This is a genomic window from Pantoea sp. RIT413 (assembly GCF_003057675.2).
GTDB classification, from domain to species: domain Bacteria; phylum Pseudomonadota; class Gammaproteobacteria; order Enterobacterales; family Enterobacteriaceae; genus Pantoea; species Pantoea eucrina.
In genome coordinates, this window is the sequence record NZ_QBJB02000001.1 from 409,909 (window position 1) to 425,308 (window position 15,400).

The following is a 15,400-nucleotide window of genomic DNA, read 5'->3' on the forward strand; positions in this document are numbered from 1 at the left end:
CAAAGCGTCCGCGCCAGGGATGGCGCGGACGATCGGCAGGACGCCGGGTTCCTTTGCGATCGCCCCGGGCTTTACTGACCGTGGTAGTCGGCCAGGGGGCGTATAGCCCGGGAGCCGATCTCGGCCAGGGGCGCATTAATGCGCCCCCTACGAGGCAGAATGGTACTGAATGCGCCCCCTACGAGAAAGAATGGTGCTAAATGCTTCCCCTACGGGGTGAGGCGTTTTACCGGGGCGTTTTGCTGGCGATCCCACATTACGGTTAACATGCGCTGCAGCGCGATAAAAGCAAACAGCAGGATGCCGATAGCAATCTTGGTCCACCACGAACTTAGCGTGCCGTCGAAATTAATCCACGTCTGGATCAGTCCCTGAATCAGTACCCCAAACAGCGTGCCGAGCACGGTGCCAACGCCGCCGGACAGCAGCGTACCGCCAATCACTACCGAAGCAATCGCATCCAGCTCTACGCCAAGCCCGGCCAGCGCGTATCCGGCGGAGGTATAGATAGAGAACACAATACCGGCCAGGGTCGCCAGCGTCGTAGAGAGCATATACACCTTAATGGTCGTCGCGCGGGTCGAAACGCCCATCAGCTGCGCCGAGGTAAGATTGCCGCCAATGGCGTATACCTGATTTCCGAACCGGGTACGGTGCGCCAGAATAATCCCTCCTGCGACCACCACCAGCATAATTACCGCCAGCAGGCTCAGCCGCCCGCCGCCGGGGATTTTCCAGGCCAGGCCTGACAGCGTGGCGTAAAGAGGATGATCAATCGGAATAGAATTCTCTGACACCAGGTAACTGCAGCCGCGCAGAAAAAACATCCCTGCCAGCGTAATAATAAACGCCGGGATCTTCAGCGCATCAATCAGCCAGCCCATCATGGCGCCAAACAGCGCCCCCAGCGCAAGAATCAAGGCAAACGCCAGCAGCGGATCAAGGTGGAAATCACCGATAATGCGGGCCAGAAACACGCCGGTAAAGGCGATTACCGCGCCAACGGAGAGGTCGATCCCGCCGGACAAAATCACAAAGGTCATGCCTACGGCGATAATGCCAAGAAAAGCGTTATCCGTCAGAATATTGCAGATAACCCGTGTTGATGCGAAGCCCGGAAACTGGCTCAGACAGAACAGATACCCCGCCACAAACACCAGCAGCGTAATCATCAATGGCAAATGACGCTTTATCATTTTGAACGCCTCCCCTTCAGCATGGCGATAAACCGCGGCGACTGCAGCAGCAGCACGCACATCACAACCACCGCTTTCACCACCTGGTTCAGTTCCGGCGGGAACCCTGACAACAGGATCCCGGTATTCATCGACTGGATAATCAGTGCGCCAATCAGCGACAGCACCAGATTAAAGCGACCGCCCATCAGCGAGGCTCCGCCAATGACCACGGCCAGAATGGCATCCAGCTCCAGCCACAGGCCGGCGTTATTGGCGTCAGCACCCCGGATATCAGCCGCGACAATCAGCCCGGCCACCGCTGCACATAAGCCGCTAATCACATAGGTCGACATCACTACCAGCCAGCCGTTAACGCCTGCGTTACGCGCCGCGCGCAGGTTGATACCTACCGCTTCGATAAACAGGCCCAGCGCTGTTTTGCGCGTCAGCAGCCAGACAGCCAGTGCCACCAGCAGAGTGATCCACACCGGCACCGGCAACCAGAGCAGCGAACCGCTGCCAAACCACGCCAGGCTTTCGCTGTTAAACGTCACGATCTGCCCCTGCGTAATCAGCTGCGCTACGCCCCGCCCCGCTACCATCAGAATAAGCGTGGCCACAAACGGCTGGATTTTCAGCAGCGCCACCAGTACCCCATTCCACAGACCACATAGCAGACCGGTGCCGAGCGTTGCCAGCACAATCACGCCCAGGCTATGTCCGGCAACGGTCAGCGTGGCTGCGGTTGCGCCCGCAATAGCCATTACTGCGCCCACAGAGAGATCGATCCCGCCGGTAGCGATGACCAGCGTCATGCCCACGGCGAGCAGCGCTACCGGCGCGGCGCGGTTCAGAATATCGATCGGGCTGCCAAACAGACGACCATCCTGAATATGAATGGCAAAAAAGTTATTCGCCACCAGGCTGTCAATCAGCAGCACCAGAATCAGTGCAACAAGCTGTGGCATACCCGGAGGCAGCTTCAGCTTACGTCTTTCAGGTTTTGACTGTGTCATAGACGATTCAGGCATGTTGTGCACCTCCCTCGGCGATCGCGTTCACAATGGACGCCACGGAGAGCTGCTCGAGTGGGATTTCAGCCACCTGCTTCAGATCGCGCATAATCAGGACGCGATCGGCGTAGCCAACCAGCTCTTCCAGTTCAGAAGAGATGACCAGCAGCGCCAGACCATCCGCGCAGAGCGATTCGATCAAACGAATAATCTCAGCGTGCGCACCGACATCGATGCCGCGCGTTGGCTCATCCAGGATCAGAAACTGCGGTTTGGTCACCAGCCAGCGCGACAGCAGCACCTTCTGCTGATTGCCGCCTGACAGCAACTCGATCGGCTGGTCGGCATGCGGCGTACGGATGCCGAGGCTTTTAATGAAACGTTCGGCAATCGCCTGCTGCTCGCGACGCTTAATCGGACGCAGCCAGCCGCGCTGCGCCTGCAGCGCCAGAATAATATTCTCACGCACGGAAGCCGCACCAATAATGCCATCCGTTTTGCGATCTTCAGGACAGAATCCCATACCCAGGCGGGATGCCTGCGCCGGCGTGCGAATAGTCTGCAGCTTGCCTTTAATACGCGCGGTGCCGCGATCGGCACGCCGGATGCCAAACAGCACCTCTGCGGTTTCAGTACGGCCTGAACCCAGCAGACCCGCCAGACCCACCACCTCGCCTGGCCTGACCTGCAGGCTGAAAGGCTCAATGGTGCCTTTCCTGCCATAATCCTCAAACGCCACTACCGGCTGATCGCTGCGCAGGGTGCTGCCCTGTCGCTGCAGCGCGGTCTCCAGCAGCTCGCGCCCCAGCATCAGTTTAATCAGCTCTATCTGTGGTAGCGAAGCGGTATCACGCGTGGCGATAAACTGGCCGTTGCGTAATACGGTAATGCGGTCGGTAATACGGTACACCTGGTCAAGAAAGTGGGTTACAAAGATCAGACTCATGCCTCTGGCACGCAGCTGCGCCATGAGCGTAAACAGCATCTCTACTTCACTGGCGTCCAGACTGGCCGTAGGCTCATCCAGAATCAGTATCTGTGCCGACAAATCGACCGCGCGGCAGATAGCGATAATCTGCTGCATGGCGACAGAGTAATGTCCGAGCGGGCGCGTCACATCCAGCGCAAAGCCGTAATTGCGCATCAGTGTATCCGCATCACGGTTCATTTTCCGGCGATCGACCATGCCAAAGCGCTTTGGCTCACGGCCGATATAGAGGTTATCTGCTACCGACATATTTGGCAGCAGGTTAACTTCCTGATAGACCGTACCGATCCCGGCGCGCTGCGCATCCGCCGTACTGTGGGGCGTGATTGCTTCTCCGTTAAGGGTGATGCTACCGGCATCGCGTGAATAGACGCCGGTCAGCACTTTAATCAGCGTTGATTTGCCGGCGCCGTTTTCACCCAGCAGCGCCATAATCTCGCCTTTGCGGATAGTGAATGACACATTATCCAGCGCTTTTACGCCGGGAAATCCTTTACTGATGCCGCTCAGCGTGAGCAGCGGTGTATCATCAATGGTGCTCATCAGGCTCTACCTCGCTGATGTCAGCAGAGCCGCCCCGCAGGGCGGCTGCGGGGATCAGTAACCCATGTTTTTCTTTTTATCGAGTTCTGTCTGGGCATCCGCCGGCAGGAAGAGCTTCGACTCCGTTTTAATGATTTTAGGCGGCATGGTGCCATCTTTCTTAAACTTCTCCAGCGCATCAAACGCCGGGCCAGCCATATCCGGCGTCAGCTCGACGTTGGCATTTGCCTCACCGGCCAGCATCGCTTTATAGATATCCGGTACGCCATCGATTGAACCAGTCAGAATATCTTTGCCCGGCTTCAGGCCCGCTTCTTTTATCGCCTGAATGGCACCGATTGCCATATCATCATTGTGGGCATAGACCATGCAGATGTTTTTGCCGTTATTTTCAGCTTTAATAAAGCTCTCCATCACCTCTTTACCTTTACTGCGGGTAAAGTCACCGGACTGGGAACGGATCACCTTAATGTTGTTATGTCCGGCTATCGCTTCGGCAAACCCTTTTTTACGATCGATGGCCACACTGGCGCCGACCGTTCCCTGCAGCTCTACGACGTTACACTGCTTGTCGCCCACGGTTTTCACCAGCCAGTCGCCAATCAGCTTGCCTTCCAGCACGTTGTCCGCCGTCACCACAGCCATATAGAGAGATTTGTCCTTAACAACAATGGCGCGATCCAGCAGGAAAACCGGAATTTTGGCATCTTTTGCTTCTTCAAGTACCGGTTCCCAGCCGGTCTGCACCACCGGCGCGATGAAGATGGCGTCCACCCCCTGAGCAATAAACGAACGTACTGCTTTAATCTGGTTTTCCTGCTTCTGCTGACCATCAGCAATTTTCAGCGTAATGCCGCGCTTTTTAGCCTCGCTTTTTGCGACGCTGGTTTCGGCAGCACGCCAGCCCGATTCTGAACCAACCTGCGAGAATCCCACTGTCATATCAGCGGCCAGCACCGGCGTGCTGAGCGCGGCGCTCACCATGGCGGTCAGGAGTAAACGTTTCCACATAGTTTTCATTCCTCTGAAGGGAGTGTGTAGTCGGGGTACAAACGCAGATTAAGCCTGACGTAATTCAGGTAAAACTAGCGCGACATAACTCACAAAACAGAATGATTTAAAGGGGTTACGCCTAAATAGCATCATCAGCTCGCGGCAGGTTTATGGATAAAACAGCTGAGTTTTAATATCCGAAGGGGCAAATAACTGTAATAAACAGAACTGGTTAGATTTGAACGGGCTGGAAGCGATTACAACCGCTGCGTAAAGAATGGTTATGCTGTTGTTCATAAAGCAATAAGCAATTTTGTGATAACCCGCACACTCTATCAGCGGCTACGCTGGCTTAATTATTTTATTTTGCATTTAAGACTTAATTACCGGCGAAAAATAAATGCAATAAATGTTGCCGTTATCATCTGTTAGATTTTCTCACAGCATCGGAAATAAGGTGTCTGTGAAATAGATGTTTGGCTGTTATACCCCGAAACATCCCTCAAAAAATCGCTGCTGATGAAGTAATTACTCCACCTGTTCTGAATTTTAAATTTTTTTAACACCGATATATAGACAGCAGCAGCGCGCTCCCTATACTTGAGCCTTCTTTCGTTCTTTCTGTTCAATGGCAATCATGACTGCGCTGGATTACCTGCTAAAATTTCGCAAAGTGAATAATCTTGAGAGTCTGGAAAAACTCTACGATCATCTCAACTATTCGCTGACTGATGATAATGACATCATCAATATGTATCGTGCTGCCGATCATCGCCGCGCTGAACTGGTCTCTGGTGGCCGATTATACGATCTGGGCTGCGTGCCTAAATCAGTGTGGCGCTATGTGGTTTAATTATGTCTGAATCTGTTCACTCACCGCGCATCGGGGGCTGGCTGTTACTGCCGCTGGCCTGGCTGATTATGACCATGCTAACCAGCGCGCTGGTTGTCGCGCTTTATCTGCGCCCCCTGTTTGACAGCGAGCTGCGTACCACGCTGTTTTCACACGCTAATCTGCTGTTATCACAGTGGCTGGTCTCCCTGCTGACGGCCGCTGCGGTCTGGCTCTACAGCATCTGGGTATGCTGGATATTCTGCAGACGTTCGCGACGCCTGCCACGGCACTACACCATCTGGCTGCTGATGACCGTCGTGCTGGCGCTGAAAACCTTTGCGTTCACGCCGGTTGCAGACGGCAAAGCGCTGCAGACCCTGCTTCTGACGCTGCTGGCCGCGGCCCTGTTTGTGCCCTACTTTAAGCGCTCCCGACGGGTTAAACAGACCTTCACCGCTCTGTAATGATGCGTTATTCGTCAGGAATTTAATTCTGCGTGCTCTCAGAGCTGCTCTCGCCGGGGTAAAGGTTGAGATGTAGCTCTCATTTCCGGATAATAAACGCCTTTAGGCTTCCCGGGTTAAACCATGACCGATTACTTGCTTCTCTTTGTTGGCACTGTGCTGGTGAACAACTTCGTGTTGGTCAAATTCCTCGGCCTTTGCCCGTTCATGGGCGTGTCAAAAAAACTGGAAACGGCCATTGGCATGGGGCTTGCCACTACGTTTGTTATCACGCTCGCTTCGGTGTGCGCGTGGCTGGTTAACCATCTGATTCTGATCCCGCTGGATCTGGTTTATCTGCGTACGATGTCCTACATCCTGGTAATTGCCGTAGTGGTGCAGTTCACAGAAATGGTGGTGCGGAAAACCAGTCCGTCACTCTACCGGCTGCTGGGGATCTTCCTGCCGCTGATCACCACCAACTGTGCGGTACTGGGTGTGCCATTACTGAGCGTTAATCTCAACCATACGTTTCTGCAGGCTGCGCTCTATGGCTTTAGCGCCTCGCTGGGCTTTTCACTGGTGATGGTGCTGTTTGCCGGCATGCGTGAACGTCTTGTGCTGGCTAACGTGCCGGCACCGTTTAAAGGTAACTCTATCGCCCTGATCACCGCTGGCCTGATGGCGCTGGCGTTTATGGGCTTTACCGGTCTGGTGAAATTCTGATATGACCGCTATCTGGATAGCAATCGCTGTACTCAGCGCGCTGGGGCTGATTTTTGGTGGCCTGCTCGGCTACGCTTCGCGCCGTTTTGAAGTTGAAGAAGACCCTATTGTCGAACAGATTGATGCCGTACTGCCACAAAGCCAGTGCGGTCAGTGCGGCTACCCCGGATGTCGTCCCTATGCGGATGCCGTCGGCAACAACGGGGAAGCGATTAACAAGTGCGCCCCGGGTGGCGAGCAGACCATGCTCAGGCTGGCGGAGCTGCTGAACGTTGAGCCGCAGCCACTCGATGGCGGTGCCGAAATCCTTACGCCGGTGCGCACCGTGGCGTGGATCGACGAAGAGAACTGTATCGGCTGCACCAAGTGCATTCAGGCGTGTCCGGTGGATGCGATCGTCGGCGCCACGCGCGCCATGCATACCGTGCTCAGCGACGTCTGCACGGGCTGCGACCTGTGTGTGGCTCCCTGCCCGACTGACTGCATTGAAATGCGCCCGGTCGCCACCACTCCAGCAAGCTGGAAGTGGGATCTCAACACCATTCCTGTAAAAGTGATCCCGGCAGAACATCATGCTTAATCTGTTAAATCTGTTTCGCAAAGAGAAGCTGTGGGATTTTCAGGGCGGTATTCATCCGCCGGAAATGAAAACACAGTCTAACGGTACGCCGCTGAGCACGCTGCCGCTGCCTGAAGAGTTTGTTATTCCCCTGAAACAGCATATTGGCCATGAGGGTGAGATCTGCGTCTCGCCAGGCGATCGCGTGCTGCGCGGCCAGCCGTTCACCTTTGGCAGCGGACGCATGCTGCCGGTACACGCGCCAACCTCAGGTACTATAGAGGCTATCGCGCCACACATGACGGCGCACCCGTCCGGGCTCTCAGAGCTGTGCATTTTCCTGCGCGCTGACGGTGAAGATCGCTGGATTGAACGTGATGCGCAGCCCGACTACCGTGCGCTGAGCCGGGAAGAGGTTATCCGACGCATTCACAGCGCCGGCGTAGCGGGCCTGGGTGGCGCCGGGTTCCCCACCGCCACTAAACTGCGTGGCGGCCTGCAGGGTGTCAAAACGTTAATCATCAATGCCGCAGAGTGCGAGCCTTATATCACCGCTGACGATCGGCTGATGCAGGATTACGCCGCTGAAGTGGTGGAAGGCTGCCGGATCCTTGCCTGGGTACTGCAGGCGGAACGCGTTCTGGTGGGTATTGAAGATAACAAACCTGAAGCGATAGCTGCCCTGAAACAGGCGCTGCGCGGCGAGCGCGATATTGAGATCCGGGTTATCCCGACAAAATATCCCTCTGGCGGGGCCAAACAGCTGACCAAAATCCTGACCGGGCGGGAAGTGCCGCACGGCGGACGCTCAACCGATATTGGTGTGCTGATGCAGAACGTCGGCACCGCCTGGGCGGTTAAGCGTGCGATCGTTGATGGTGAACCCATCACCGAGCGCGTGGTCACGCTGACCGGCGACGCGATTGCGCAACCGCGCAACGTCTGGGGGCGTCTTGGCACCCCGGTGAGTCATCTGCTGCGTCAGGTCGGTTTCCAGCCGGGGCCGCGTCAGATGGTGATCATGGGCGGGCCGCTGATGGGCTTTACCCTGCCTTCCCTCGACGTGCCGGTTGTGAAAATCACCAACTGTATTCTGGCGCCTGCCGCCAGCGAAATGGCTGCGCCGCAGGAAGAGCAATCCTGCATTCGCTGCAGCGCCTGCGCCGACGCCTGTCCGGCGAAGCTGCTGCCGCAGCAGCTCTACTGGTATAGCCAGGGCGGCGATCATGAAAAAGCGCGCGCGCATAATATCGATGACTGTATTGAATGCGGGGCCTGCGCTTACGTTTGCCCGAGTAATATTCCGCTGGTTCAGTATTACCGGCAGGAAAAAGCTGAGCTGCGCGCCATCGATCTTGAAGCGAAGCGCACGGCGGAGGCTAAGGCACGCTTTGAGGCGCGTCAGGCGCGGTTAGAACGTGAGAAACTGGCGCGCGAGGCGCGTCATGAAGAGGCGAAGCAGCGCGTTGCACGCAGCGATAATGGTGAACGCGACGCCGCTGCTGCACGTATTAAGGCGCGTCAGGCGAAAACGCCAGAGCAGGAACTGGCCGAACGCGAAGCGCGTCACGCACAGGCGCTGGCGCAGCAGGCAGCAAGCCAGGCAGAGACGCAGCCGGTTACCCGTCAGACAGGCGACCCGCGTAAAGCGGCGGTGGAAGCCGCGATTGCCCGGGCGAAAGCGAAAAAAGCGGCCCAGCCAGAGAGCGAGACTGCGGCAGAGAGCGACCCGCGTAAAGCGGCTGTGGAAGCCGCGATTGCGCGGGCAAAAGCGAAAAAGGCGGCAACCGAGCGTCCTGAGGCCACTCCTGCTGCGATGCCGGCAGCAGAGGCACCTGAGCCGATAACGGAAGACGATCCGCGCAAAGCCGCCGTCGCCGCCGCTATTGCCCGCGCCAAAGCGAAAAAAGCGACCGCGCAGGCCACAACCGCAGACGAGCCGGTCGCCGCAACGCCTGCGCCGGCAACGGAAGACGATCCGCGCAAAGCCGCCGTCGCCGCCGCCATTGCCCGCGCCAAAGCGAAAAAAGCGGCCGCGCAGTCGGAAAGCTCGCTGCCGCCGGCGGTATCCGCTGAACCTGAACCTGAAGACCCACGCAAAGCGGCCATCGCTGCGGCGGTCGCCCGTGCTAAAGCGCGTAAAGCGCAGCAGCAGCCTTCGACCACTGAGGAATAAATGGCCTTTCGTATCGCAAGCTCTCCCTATACTCATAACCGGCGCAGCACCGGTAACATTATGCTACTGGTGGTACTGGCGGCCCTGCCCGGCATGGCGGCGCAGTGGTATTTCTTTGGCAGCGGTTTTCTTATCCAGGTTGTGCTGGCTATTGCGACGGCGCTGCTGACCGAAGCGGCGATACTGCGGTTGCGCCACAGCGCCGTAAAGCCGGTGCTGGCAGATAACTCAGCCCTGCTGACGGCGCTGCTGCTCGGGATCAGCCTGCCGCCGCTTGCCCCCTGGTGGCTGATTGTTCTGGGCACCCTGTTTGCGATTCTGATTGCCAAACAGCTCTATGGCGGCCTGGGCCAGAATCCGTTCAACCCGGCAATGGTCGGCTACGTTGTGCTGCTGATCTCTTTTCCGGTGCAGATGACCAGCTGGCTGCCGCCCGATGCGCTGCAGGCGGTAAAACCGGATCTGATGGATTCACTCAGTATGGTGTTTCGCGGCCATACGCTGGCCGGCGATACCATGCAGCAGCTGCAGCTCGGGGTGGATGGCATCAGTCAGGCCACGCCGCTCGATACGTTTAAAACCGGACTGCGCGCCGGCCACAGCGCCGAAGAGCTTCACGCTCAGCCAATCTACGCCGGGGTACTGGCGGGACTGGGCTGGCAGTGGGTCAACCTGGGTTACCTGCTGGGCGGCATGCTGCTGCTGGCAAAAAATGCGATTCGCTGGCATATCCCGGCCAGCATGCTCGCCTCGCTGGCGGTATGCGCCACGCTCGGCTGGATCTTCTCGCCTGAGACGCTTAATACACCGCTCACCCACCTCTTTTCGGGTGCGACCATGCTGGGCGCATTCTTTATCGCTACCGATCCGGTTACCGCCTCCACCACTAACCGGGGGCGTCTGATCTACGGTGCGCTGATCGGTCTGCTGGTCTGGCTGATCCGCAGCTTTGGCGGCTATCCGGATGGCGTGGCGTTCGCCGTGCTGCTGGCAAATATCTGCGTGCCGCTGATTGACTACTATACTCAGCCGCGCGTTTATGGTCACCGGAAGGATTAAGGTATGATCGACGCTATTCGCAAAAACGCGGTAACGCTGGGGATGTTTGCAGTGGTGACGACCGGCGTAACCGCCGTGGTGAACTATGTGACCAAACCCACCGTTGAGCATCAGACTGCGCTGCAGCAGAAAAACCTGCTGGATCAGGTGGTACCGACCGCGCTGTACGATAATGCTATTCAGCAGGAGTGTTATCTGGTGCACAATGCGGCGCTGGGTAATGAGCAGCCGCATCACCTCTATATTGCCCGTAAAGGCGACAAGCCGGTGGCCGCAGCGCTGGAAAGTACCGCCCCCGATGGCTACTCCGGCGCCATTCAGCTCCTGGTAGGCGCTGACTTCAGCGGTACCGTGCTGGGCGTGCGCGTCATTGAACACCATGAAACGCCCGGGCTGGGTGATAAAATTGAGCTGCGCATCTCTGACTGGATCAACAGCTTTAATGGAAAACAGATTAAAGGGGCCGATGACCCGCATTTTGCCGTGAAGAAAGATGGCGGCGATTTCGATCAGTTTACCGGTGCGACCATTACGCCGCGCGCGGTGGTTAACGCCACTAAACGCACGGCGCTCTATATTGAAACGCTGCCAGCGACGTTGCGTTCGCTGCCGGAATGTGGAGAAACACCATGAGTGAAGCGAAAAATCTGCTGATTGGCGGTTTATGGAAAAATAACTCTGCGCTGGTACAGCTGCTGGGACTCTGTCCGCTGCTGGCGGTGACCTCCACCGCAACCAATGCGCTGGGGCTGGGGCTGGCCACGACGCTGGTGCTGACCATTACCAACAGTGCAATTTCCGCCTCACGCCGCTGGGTACCGGCAGATATCCGTATCCCGATTTATGTGATGATTATCGCCTCGGTTGTCAGCTGCGTTCAGATGCTGATCAACGCTTACGCCTACGGTCTTTATCAGTCGCTGGGGATCTTTATTCCGCTGATCGTCACTAACTGTATTGTCGTGGGCCGTGCTGAAGCGGTAGCGTCAAAAAGCAGTATCCCGCTATCCGCGCTGGATGGGTTCGCTATCGGTATGGGAGCGACCTGCGCCATGGTCACGCTGGGATCCATTCGCGAACTGATTGGCAGCGGTACGCTGTTCAACGGTGCCGATCAGCTGCTCGGCCCGTGGGCAACCTCACTGCGCATCGAAGTCGTGCACTTTGATTCACCGATGCTGCTGGCTATGCTGCCACCCGGCGCCTTCATCGGTCTGGGTCTGCTGCTGGCAGGAAAGTATCTTATCGATCAGAAAATGAAACAGCGCGCCGCGCTGCGCGCTGAAGCGGAAGCTAAAACAGTGGCTGCGCCAGGTGAAATCGGGAAAGCGGTGTGAATAAAGAGAAGCGCCTGCAGATCCTGACCCGTCTGCGCGATAACAACCCGCATCCGACCACTGAGCTGCAGTTCAGCTCGCCATTTGAACTGCTGATTGCGGTACTGCTTTCGGCTCAGGCGACCGATGTCAGCGTGAACAAAGCCACGGCTCGGCTCTATCCGGTCGCGAACACCCCGGCGGCCATGCTGGCGCTTGGCGTCGACGGCGTCAAAGAGTACATCAAGACAATCGGGCTGTTTAACAGCAAAGCGGAAAACGTGATCAAAACCTGCCGCATATTGCTGGAACAGCATGGCGGCGCGGTGCCGGAAGATCGTGCCGCACTTGAGGCGCTGCCGGGTGTCGGGCGTAAAACCGCTAACGTGGTGCTGAACACCGCCTTTGGCTGGCCCACCATCGCCGTCGACACGCATATCTTTCGCGTCAGTAACCGCACGCGCTTTGCGCCGGGTAAAAATGTGGAAGAGGTTGAAGAGAAACTGCTTAAAGTGGTGCCTGCCGCGTTTAAGGTCGACTGCCATCACTGGCTGATTCTGCACGGGCGTTATACCTGCATAGCACGCAAGCCGCGCTGCGGCGCCTGCCTGATCGAAGACCTGTGCGAATACCGTGATAAGACGGAGATCTGAGCGCGGTGCCGGGGTCAGCGGCACCGCATTCTCCTGTCTGGTTACGCTTCCGGATGGCTCAGCGTAGCCCGTACATGCGGCAAACACTGCGGATAGTGCTGCTGAATAAACTCAATCATCTTTTCCCGCACGTAGCAGCGTAAGTCAAACGCGGTAGGCGAGTTATGTGCCGTCATCAGCAGCCTGATCGTCATGGTTTTTTCGGTTGTTTCCGTTACCTGCAGCACCTGCGTTTCCCGATCCCAGAGCCGGGTTTCATTGAGCACCTTCTCAAAATGCTCGCGCAGCGGTTCCAGCGGCATAGAGTAATCAAGATAAAGAAAGACGGAACCTAAAATCTGTGCGTTATTACGCGTCCAGTTCTGGAACGGATTTTCTGTAAAGTAGGTTATCGGCAATACCAGCCGGCGCAGATCCCAGAGACGCACCACAACATAGGTCAGATTAATTTCTTCAATCCAGCCCCACTCTTTTTCTACCACCACCGCATCATCAATTTTTATCGGCTGCGTAAATGCAATCTGAATACCGGCAAACAGATTGACCAGCGATTTCTGTAATGCAAAGCCAATAATAATACCGGCAACGCCTGCCCCGGCGAGAATCGTCGTGCCAAACTTACGCACACCCGGAAAGCTAAGCAAAATCAACGACAAACAGAGCGTTACCAGCACAACAATCACAACTTTTTTTACATACATGATCTGCGTGCGGATTTTTCGCGCGCGCAGGTTATTTGAGATATTAATGTCATAACGGATAAAGAGCATGTCCTGCGCGACATTGATCATCCTGATCATCAGCGAGCAGAAGGATAATATAATAAAGATGTGCAGAGCGGCATTAATAAAGCCCAGCGACTCCGGCTGAATATTCACATAATCTACGCCGGCGCTGATGAATAACAGCGGTAAAATAAGAAACATCGAGCCGCGCAGATGTTTTTCGAGAGATTTAAACAGTTTTTTATCCCGTCCCTGCCAGTAACGAATCAGGCTGAGAAGGATATATCGCGCCAGAAAGCCCATTGCGAGCGACAGTGTGACGAGTAATACAGCAGGCACCCATTGCGGAGCACCAGATAACTCACCCAGTATCAACGGCATCATCTTCCCTCATGGTTTACTGACGGCACTGCACCGCCAGTACGCTGAACATCTGGCCGGTTTCACGCCGGCCCCCGGAATTGTACTGACATGAGTATTTGACAACTCCCCTCCCTAAAGGAAGGGGATTCCTGTTTCGCGGAGTCGAACCTTACTACCTGAGAAGGCATTAAGGATTTACAGACTCTCCACAAGCTAACACTGCCAGCCCGGCAGCTTTGATATTCTTCGCGGCGTTAACGTCACGATCATGGGTTGCCGCGCATTCGGGGCACGTCCACAACCGCACGTTAAGCGCCAGTTTCGGCAGGGTGTGCCCGCACGCACTACAACGTTTAGTAGACGGGAAAAACGGGTCAATCGCGACAACAGAACGTCCGGCCCATTCGCCTTTGTACTGTAGCTGGCGAACAAACTCACTCCAGCCCGCATCCGCTATCGCTCTGGACAGTTTAGGGTTGCGGATCATGTTCTTCACTTTCAGGGATTCGACGCAAACAACCTGGTTTTCGTTAATCAGTTTGCGGGATAGCTTGTGCAGCCCATCCAGACGGCAATCGGAAATCTTCGCGTGGATGCGGGCGACTCTGGCACGGGCTTTGGCGCGGTTCTTTGAGCCTTTTTGTTTTTTGCTCAGACGGCGTTGTAGCAGTGCCAGGCGCTTCGCATATTTAGCGGTGTGGCGGGGATTGCCGGTTTTAAATCCGGTGTCAGTAACGAATAAATCTTTTAAACCAACATCAATGCCAACCGTCTTAGCGGTGACTGGCAGTGATGCGGGTTCAGACTCGCACAGGCACGAAACAAAATAGCGTCCGGCAGCGTCTTTGCTGATGGTGACAGTAGAGGGCGCACACGGCAACGGGCGAGACCAGCGCACGTCTAATGGTGTTTTGCTCTTTGCCATATACAACCTGCCATCACGGTATTTAAACGCGCTGGCGGTCAATTCCGCCGCCTGTTTATGGCGTTTGCGTTTAAACGCCGGATAGGCTGCACGCCCGGCGAAGAAGTTAGAAAAGGCGCTCTGCTGGTGGCGTAACGACTGCTGAAGCGGCACACAGGAAACATCATTCAGCCAGGCAAATTCAGGCTCTTTTTTGAGCGCTGTTAATCGGGCATTGGCTTGAATGTAGCCAACCTTCTCCTGGCGCTCATAGTAAGCATCGGTGCGCCAGCGAAGGATGAAATTATAGACGAAACGCACGCAGCCAAAAGTTTGAGCCAGAAGCTCAACCTGATCGGACGTGGGATAGAACCTGTATTTATATGCGCGTTTCATGGTTTCACATAATACGGAGTAAAATGTGAGAATACAAAAGATGTTAGGTTGGTTAGCTCCCCCTTACCTCCCCGCCCTGAAAGGACGGGGAGGTAAGGGGCATCCCGATGATAAAAAGCGTCTGCCCACGGCTGTTTATTCGTCTGAAAGGATGAGTTGATGTTCAGTTAAGCCGTGAACAGCATTCAGCACCGGCTGGCATCAGCGTTTTCGTTCGTTCCCTCAATAAAAAGAGATTTGCTGCACGAACAGCGCGCCATTTCTTTTTTCATGCGGCTAATTAATTGGAGAATTTGTGCGCTGGATCAACTAATTAGCTTTCCGGAAACCTCGCCCTGCTCTTTTAGCTCAATAACCAACCTATTATGCTCATAATTCACGCGAAAACAGCAGCATATATCGTATAAATATTCAGCAACAGTCTGTTATTCCGCTTCATGCCTCTCAGGCGGTTTGTTTCAGTAAAGGGGTTTACCAAACTTATGCGCTGCGTGTTTATTCTGTTACAATCGTTTTACACCCTATTAAAC

15 protein-coding genes are annotated in these 15,400 nt (G+C 55.7%); 9 read left to right on the forward strand and 6 right to left on the reverse strand.

Features of this window, described 5'->3' with window-relative positions; translation table 11 throughout:
* Nucleotides 1–209: 209 nt before the first annotated feature.
* From yjfF to ytfQ, 4 genes are read right to left on the reverse strand one after another with little or no spacing between them, the layout of a single operon-like run.
* On the reverse strand, nucleotides 210–1,196 hold the full coding sequence (gene yjfF, locus DBY66_RS01855) for a galactofuranose ABC transporter, permease protein YjfF (protein ID WP_039384209.1): 987 nt from the start codon (nucleotides 1,194–1,196) through the stop codon (nucleotides 210–212).
* On the reverse strand, nucleotides 1,193–2,209 hold the full coding sequence (gene ytfT / locus DBY66_RS01860; RefSeq protein WP_039384208.1) for a galactofuranose ABC transporter, ATP-binding protein YtfT: 1,017 nt from the start codon (nucleotides 2,207–2,209) through the stop codon (nucleotides 1,193–1,195). Before ytfT ends, yjfF begins: the two co-directional genes overlap by 4 nt.
* Entirely contained in the window at nucleotides 2,202–3,722 is a 1,521-nt protein-coding gene (locus DBY66_RS01865) for a sugar ABC transporter ATP-binding protein (protein WP_071668783.1), read from the reverse strand. The genes ytfT and DBY66_RS01865 overlap by 8 nt, the downstream gene beginning before the upstream one ends.
* A gap of 54 nt (nucleotides 3,723–3,776) precedes the next feature.
* Nucleotides 3,777–4,733 (reverse strand): galactofuranose ABC transporter, galactofuranose-binding protein YtfQ, encoded by a 957-nt coding sequence (gene ytfQ / locus DBY66_RS01870; protein WP_071668782.1) that lies wholly within the window; start codon nucleotides 4,731–4,733, stop codon nucleotides 3,777–3,779.
* A 619-nt stretch (nucleotides 4,734–5,352) separates the two neighbouring features.
* Here ytfQ and ydgT point away from each other — a divergent pair.
* From ydgT to nth, 9 genes are all read left to right on the forward strand, one after another.
* A complete protein-coding gene (ydgT, locus tag DBY66_RS01875; RefSeq protein ID WP_039384201.1) occupies nucleotides 5,353–5,568 on the forward strand; it encodes a transcription modulator YdgT in 216 nt (71 codons plus the stop codon).
* A gap of 2 nt (nucleotides 5,569–5,570) precedes the next feature.
* Nucleotides 5,571–6,014: a DUF2569 domain-containing protein gene (locus DBY66_RS01880; RefSeq protein WP_039384199.1), complete on the forward strand. Its 444-nt coding sequence runs from the start codon at nucleotides 5,571–5,573 to the stop codon at nucleotides 6,012–6,014.
* 123 nt (nucleotides 6,015–6,137) lie between these two features.
* Nucleotides 6,138–6,719, forward strand: a complete 582-nt coding sequence (rsxA, locus tag DBY66_RS01885) for an electron transport complex subunit RsxA (protein WP_094111270.1) — start codon at nucleotides 6,138–6,140, stop codon at nucleotides 6,717–6,719.
* A gap of 1 nt (nucleotide 6,720) precedes the next feature.
* On the forward strand, nucleotides 6,721–7,299 hold the full coding sequence (gene rsxB, locus DBY66_RS01890) for an electron transport complex subunit RsxB (protein ID WP_039384193.1): 579 nt from the start codon (nucleotides 6,721–6,723) through the stop codon (nucleotides 7,297–7,299).
* Nucleotides 7,292–9,454, forward strand: a complete 2,163-nt coding sequence (gene rsxC / locus DBY66_RS01895; RefSeq protein ID WP_108569290.1) for an electron transport complex subunit RsxC — start codon at nucleotides 7,292–7,294, stop codon at nucleotides 9,452–9,454. The genes rsxB and rsxC overlap by 8 nt, the downstream gene beginning before the upstream one ends.
* Nucleotides 9,455–10,513, forward strand: a complete 1,059-nt coding sequence (rsxD, locus tag DBY66_RS01900) for an electron transport complex subunit RsxD (RefSeq protein ID WP_039384187.1) — start codon at nucleotides 9,455–9,457, stop codon at nucleotides 10,511–10,513. It begins immediately after the preceding gene.
* Between the two features lie 3 nt (nucleotides 10,514–10,516).
* A complete protein-coding gene (gene rsxG, locus DBY66_RS01905) occupies nucleotides 10,517–11,146 on the forward strand; it encodes an electron transport complex subunit RsxG (RefSeq protein WP_039384184.1) in 630 nt (209 codons plus the stop codon).
* Entirely contained in the window at nucleotides 11,143–11,850 is a 708-nt protein-coding gene (locus DBY66_RS01910; protein ID WP_108569289.1) for an electron transport complex subunit E, read from the forward strand. Before rsxG ends, DBY66_RS01910 begins: the two co-directional genes overlap by 4 nt.
* The gene (gene nth, locus DBY66_RS01915) at nucleotides 11,847–12,482 is read left to right on the forward strand and encodes an endonuclease III (RefSeq protein WP_039384179.1); all 636 of its coding nucleotides are present in this window, start codon (nucleotides 11,847–11,849) and stop codon (nucleotides 12,480–12,482) included. The genes DBY66_RS01910 and nth overlap by 4 nt, the downstream gene beginning before the upstream one ends.
* Before the next feature lie 41 nt (nucleotides 12,483–12,523).
* Here nth and DBY66_RS01920 read toward each other — a convergent pair whose 3' ends face one another.
* Nucleotides 12,524–13,588 carry a mechanosensitive ion channel domain-containing protein gene (locus DBY66_RS01920; RefSeq protein ID WP_039385834.1) on the reverse strand — a complete coding sequence of 355 codons (1,065 nt, stop codon included), beginning with the start codon at nucleotides 13,586–13,588 and terminating at the stop codon, nucleotides 12,524–12,526.
* 169 nt (nucleotides 13,589–13,757) lie between these two features.
* On the reverse strand, nucleotides 13,758–14,870 hold the full coding sequence (locus DBY66_RS01925; RefSeq protein ID WP_108569288.1) for an RNA-guided endonuclease TnpB family protein: 1,113 nt from the start codon (nucleotides 14,868–14,870) through the stop codon (nucleotides 13,758–13,760).
* Between the last annotated feature and the right edge of the window lie 530 nt (nucleotides 14,871–15,400).

Coding starts and splice junctions, on each gene's coding strand:
- yjfF (WP_039384209.1), bottom strand. CDS start 1,196: ATGATAAAGCGTCATTTGCCATTGATGATTACGCTGCTGGTGTTTGTG.
- ytfT (WP_039384208.1), bottom strand. CDS start 2,209: ATGCCTGAATCGTCTATGACACAGTCAAAACCTGAAAGACGTAAGCTG.
- DBY66_RS01865 (WP_071668783.1), bottom strand. CDS start 3,722: ATGAGCACCATTGATGATACACCGCTGCTCACGCTGAGCGGCATCAGT.
- ytfQ (WP_071668782.1), bottom strand. CDS start 4,733: ATGTGGAAACGTTTACTCCTGACCGCCATGGTGAGCGCCGCGCTCAGC.
- ydgT (WP_039384201.1), top strand. CDS start 5,353: ATGACTGCGCTGGATTACCTGCTAAAATTTCGCAAAGTGAATAATCTT.
- DBY66_RS01880 (WP_039384199.1), top strand. CDS start 5,571: ATGTCTGAATCTGTTCACTCACCGCGCATCGGGGGCTGGCTGTTACTG.
- rsxA (WP_094111270.1), top strand. CDS start 6,138: ATGACCGATTACTTGCTTCTCTTTGTTGGCACTGTGCTGGTGAACAAC.
- rsxB (WP_039384193.1), top strand. CDS start 6,721: ATGACCGCTATCTGGATAGCAATCGCTGTACTCAGCGCGCTGGGGCTG.
- rsxC (WP_108569290.1), top strand. CDS start 7,292: ATGCTTAATCTGTTAAATCTGTTTCGCAAAGAGAAGCTGTGGGATTTT.
- rsxD (WP_039384187.1), top strand. CDS start 9,455: ATGGCCTTTCGTATCGCAAGCTCTCCCTATACTCATAACCGGCGCAGC.
- rsxG (WP_039384184.1), top strand. CDS start 10,517: ATGATCGACGCTATTCGCAAAAACGCGGTAACGCTGGGGATGTTTGCA.
- DBY66_RS01910 (WP_108569289.1), top strand. CDS start 11,143: ATGAGTGAAGCGAAAAATCTGCTGATTGGCGGTTTATGGAAAAATAAC.
- DBY66_RS01920 (WP_039385834.1), bottom strand. CDS start 13,588: ATGCCGTTGATACTGGGTGAGTTATCTGGTGCTCCGCAATGGGTGCCT.
- DBY66_RS01925 (WP_108569288.1), bottom strand. CDS start 14,870: ATGAAACGCGCATATAAATACAGGTTCTATCCCACGTCCGATCAGGTT.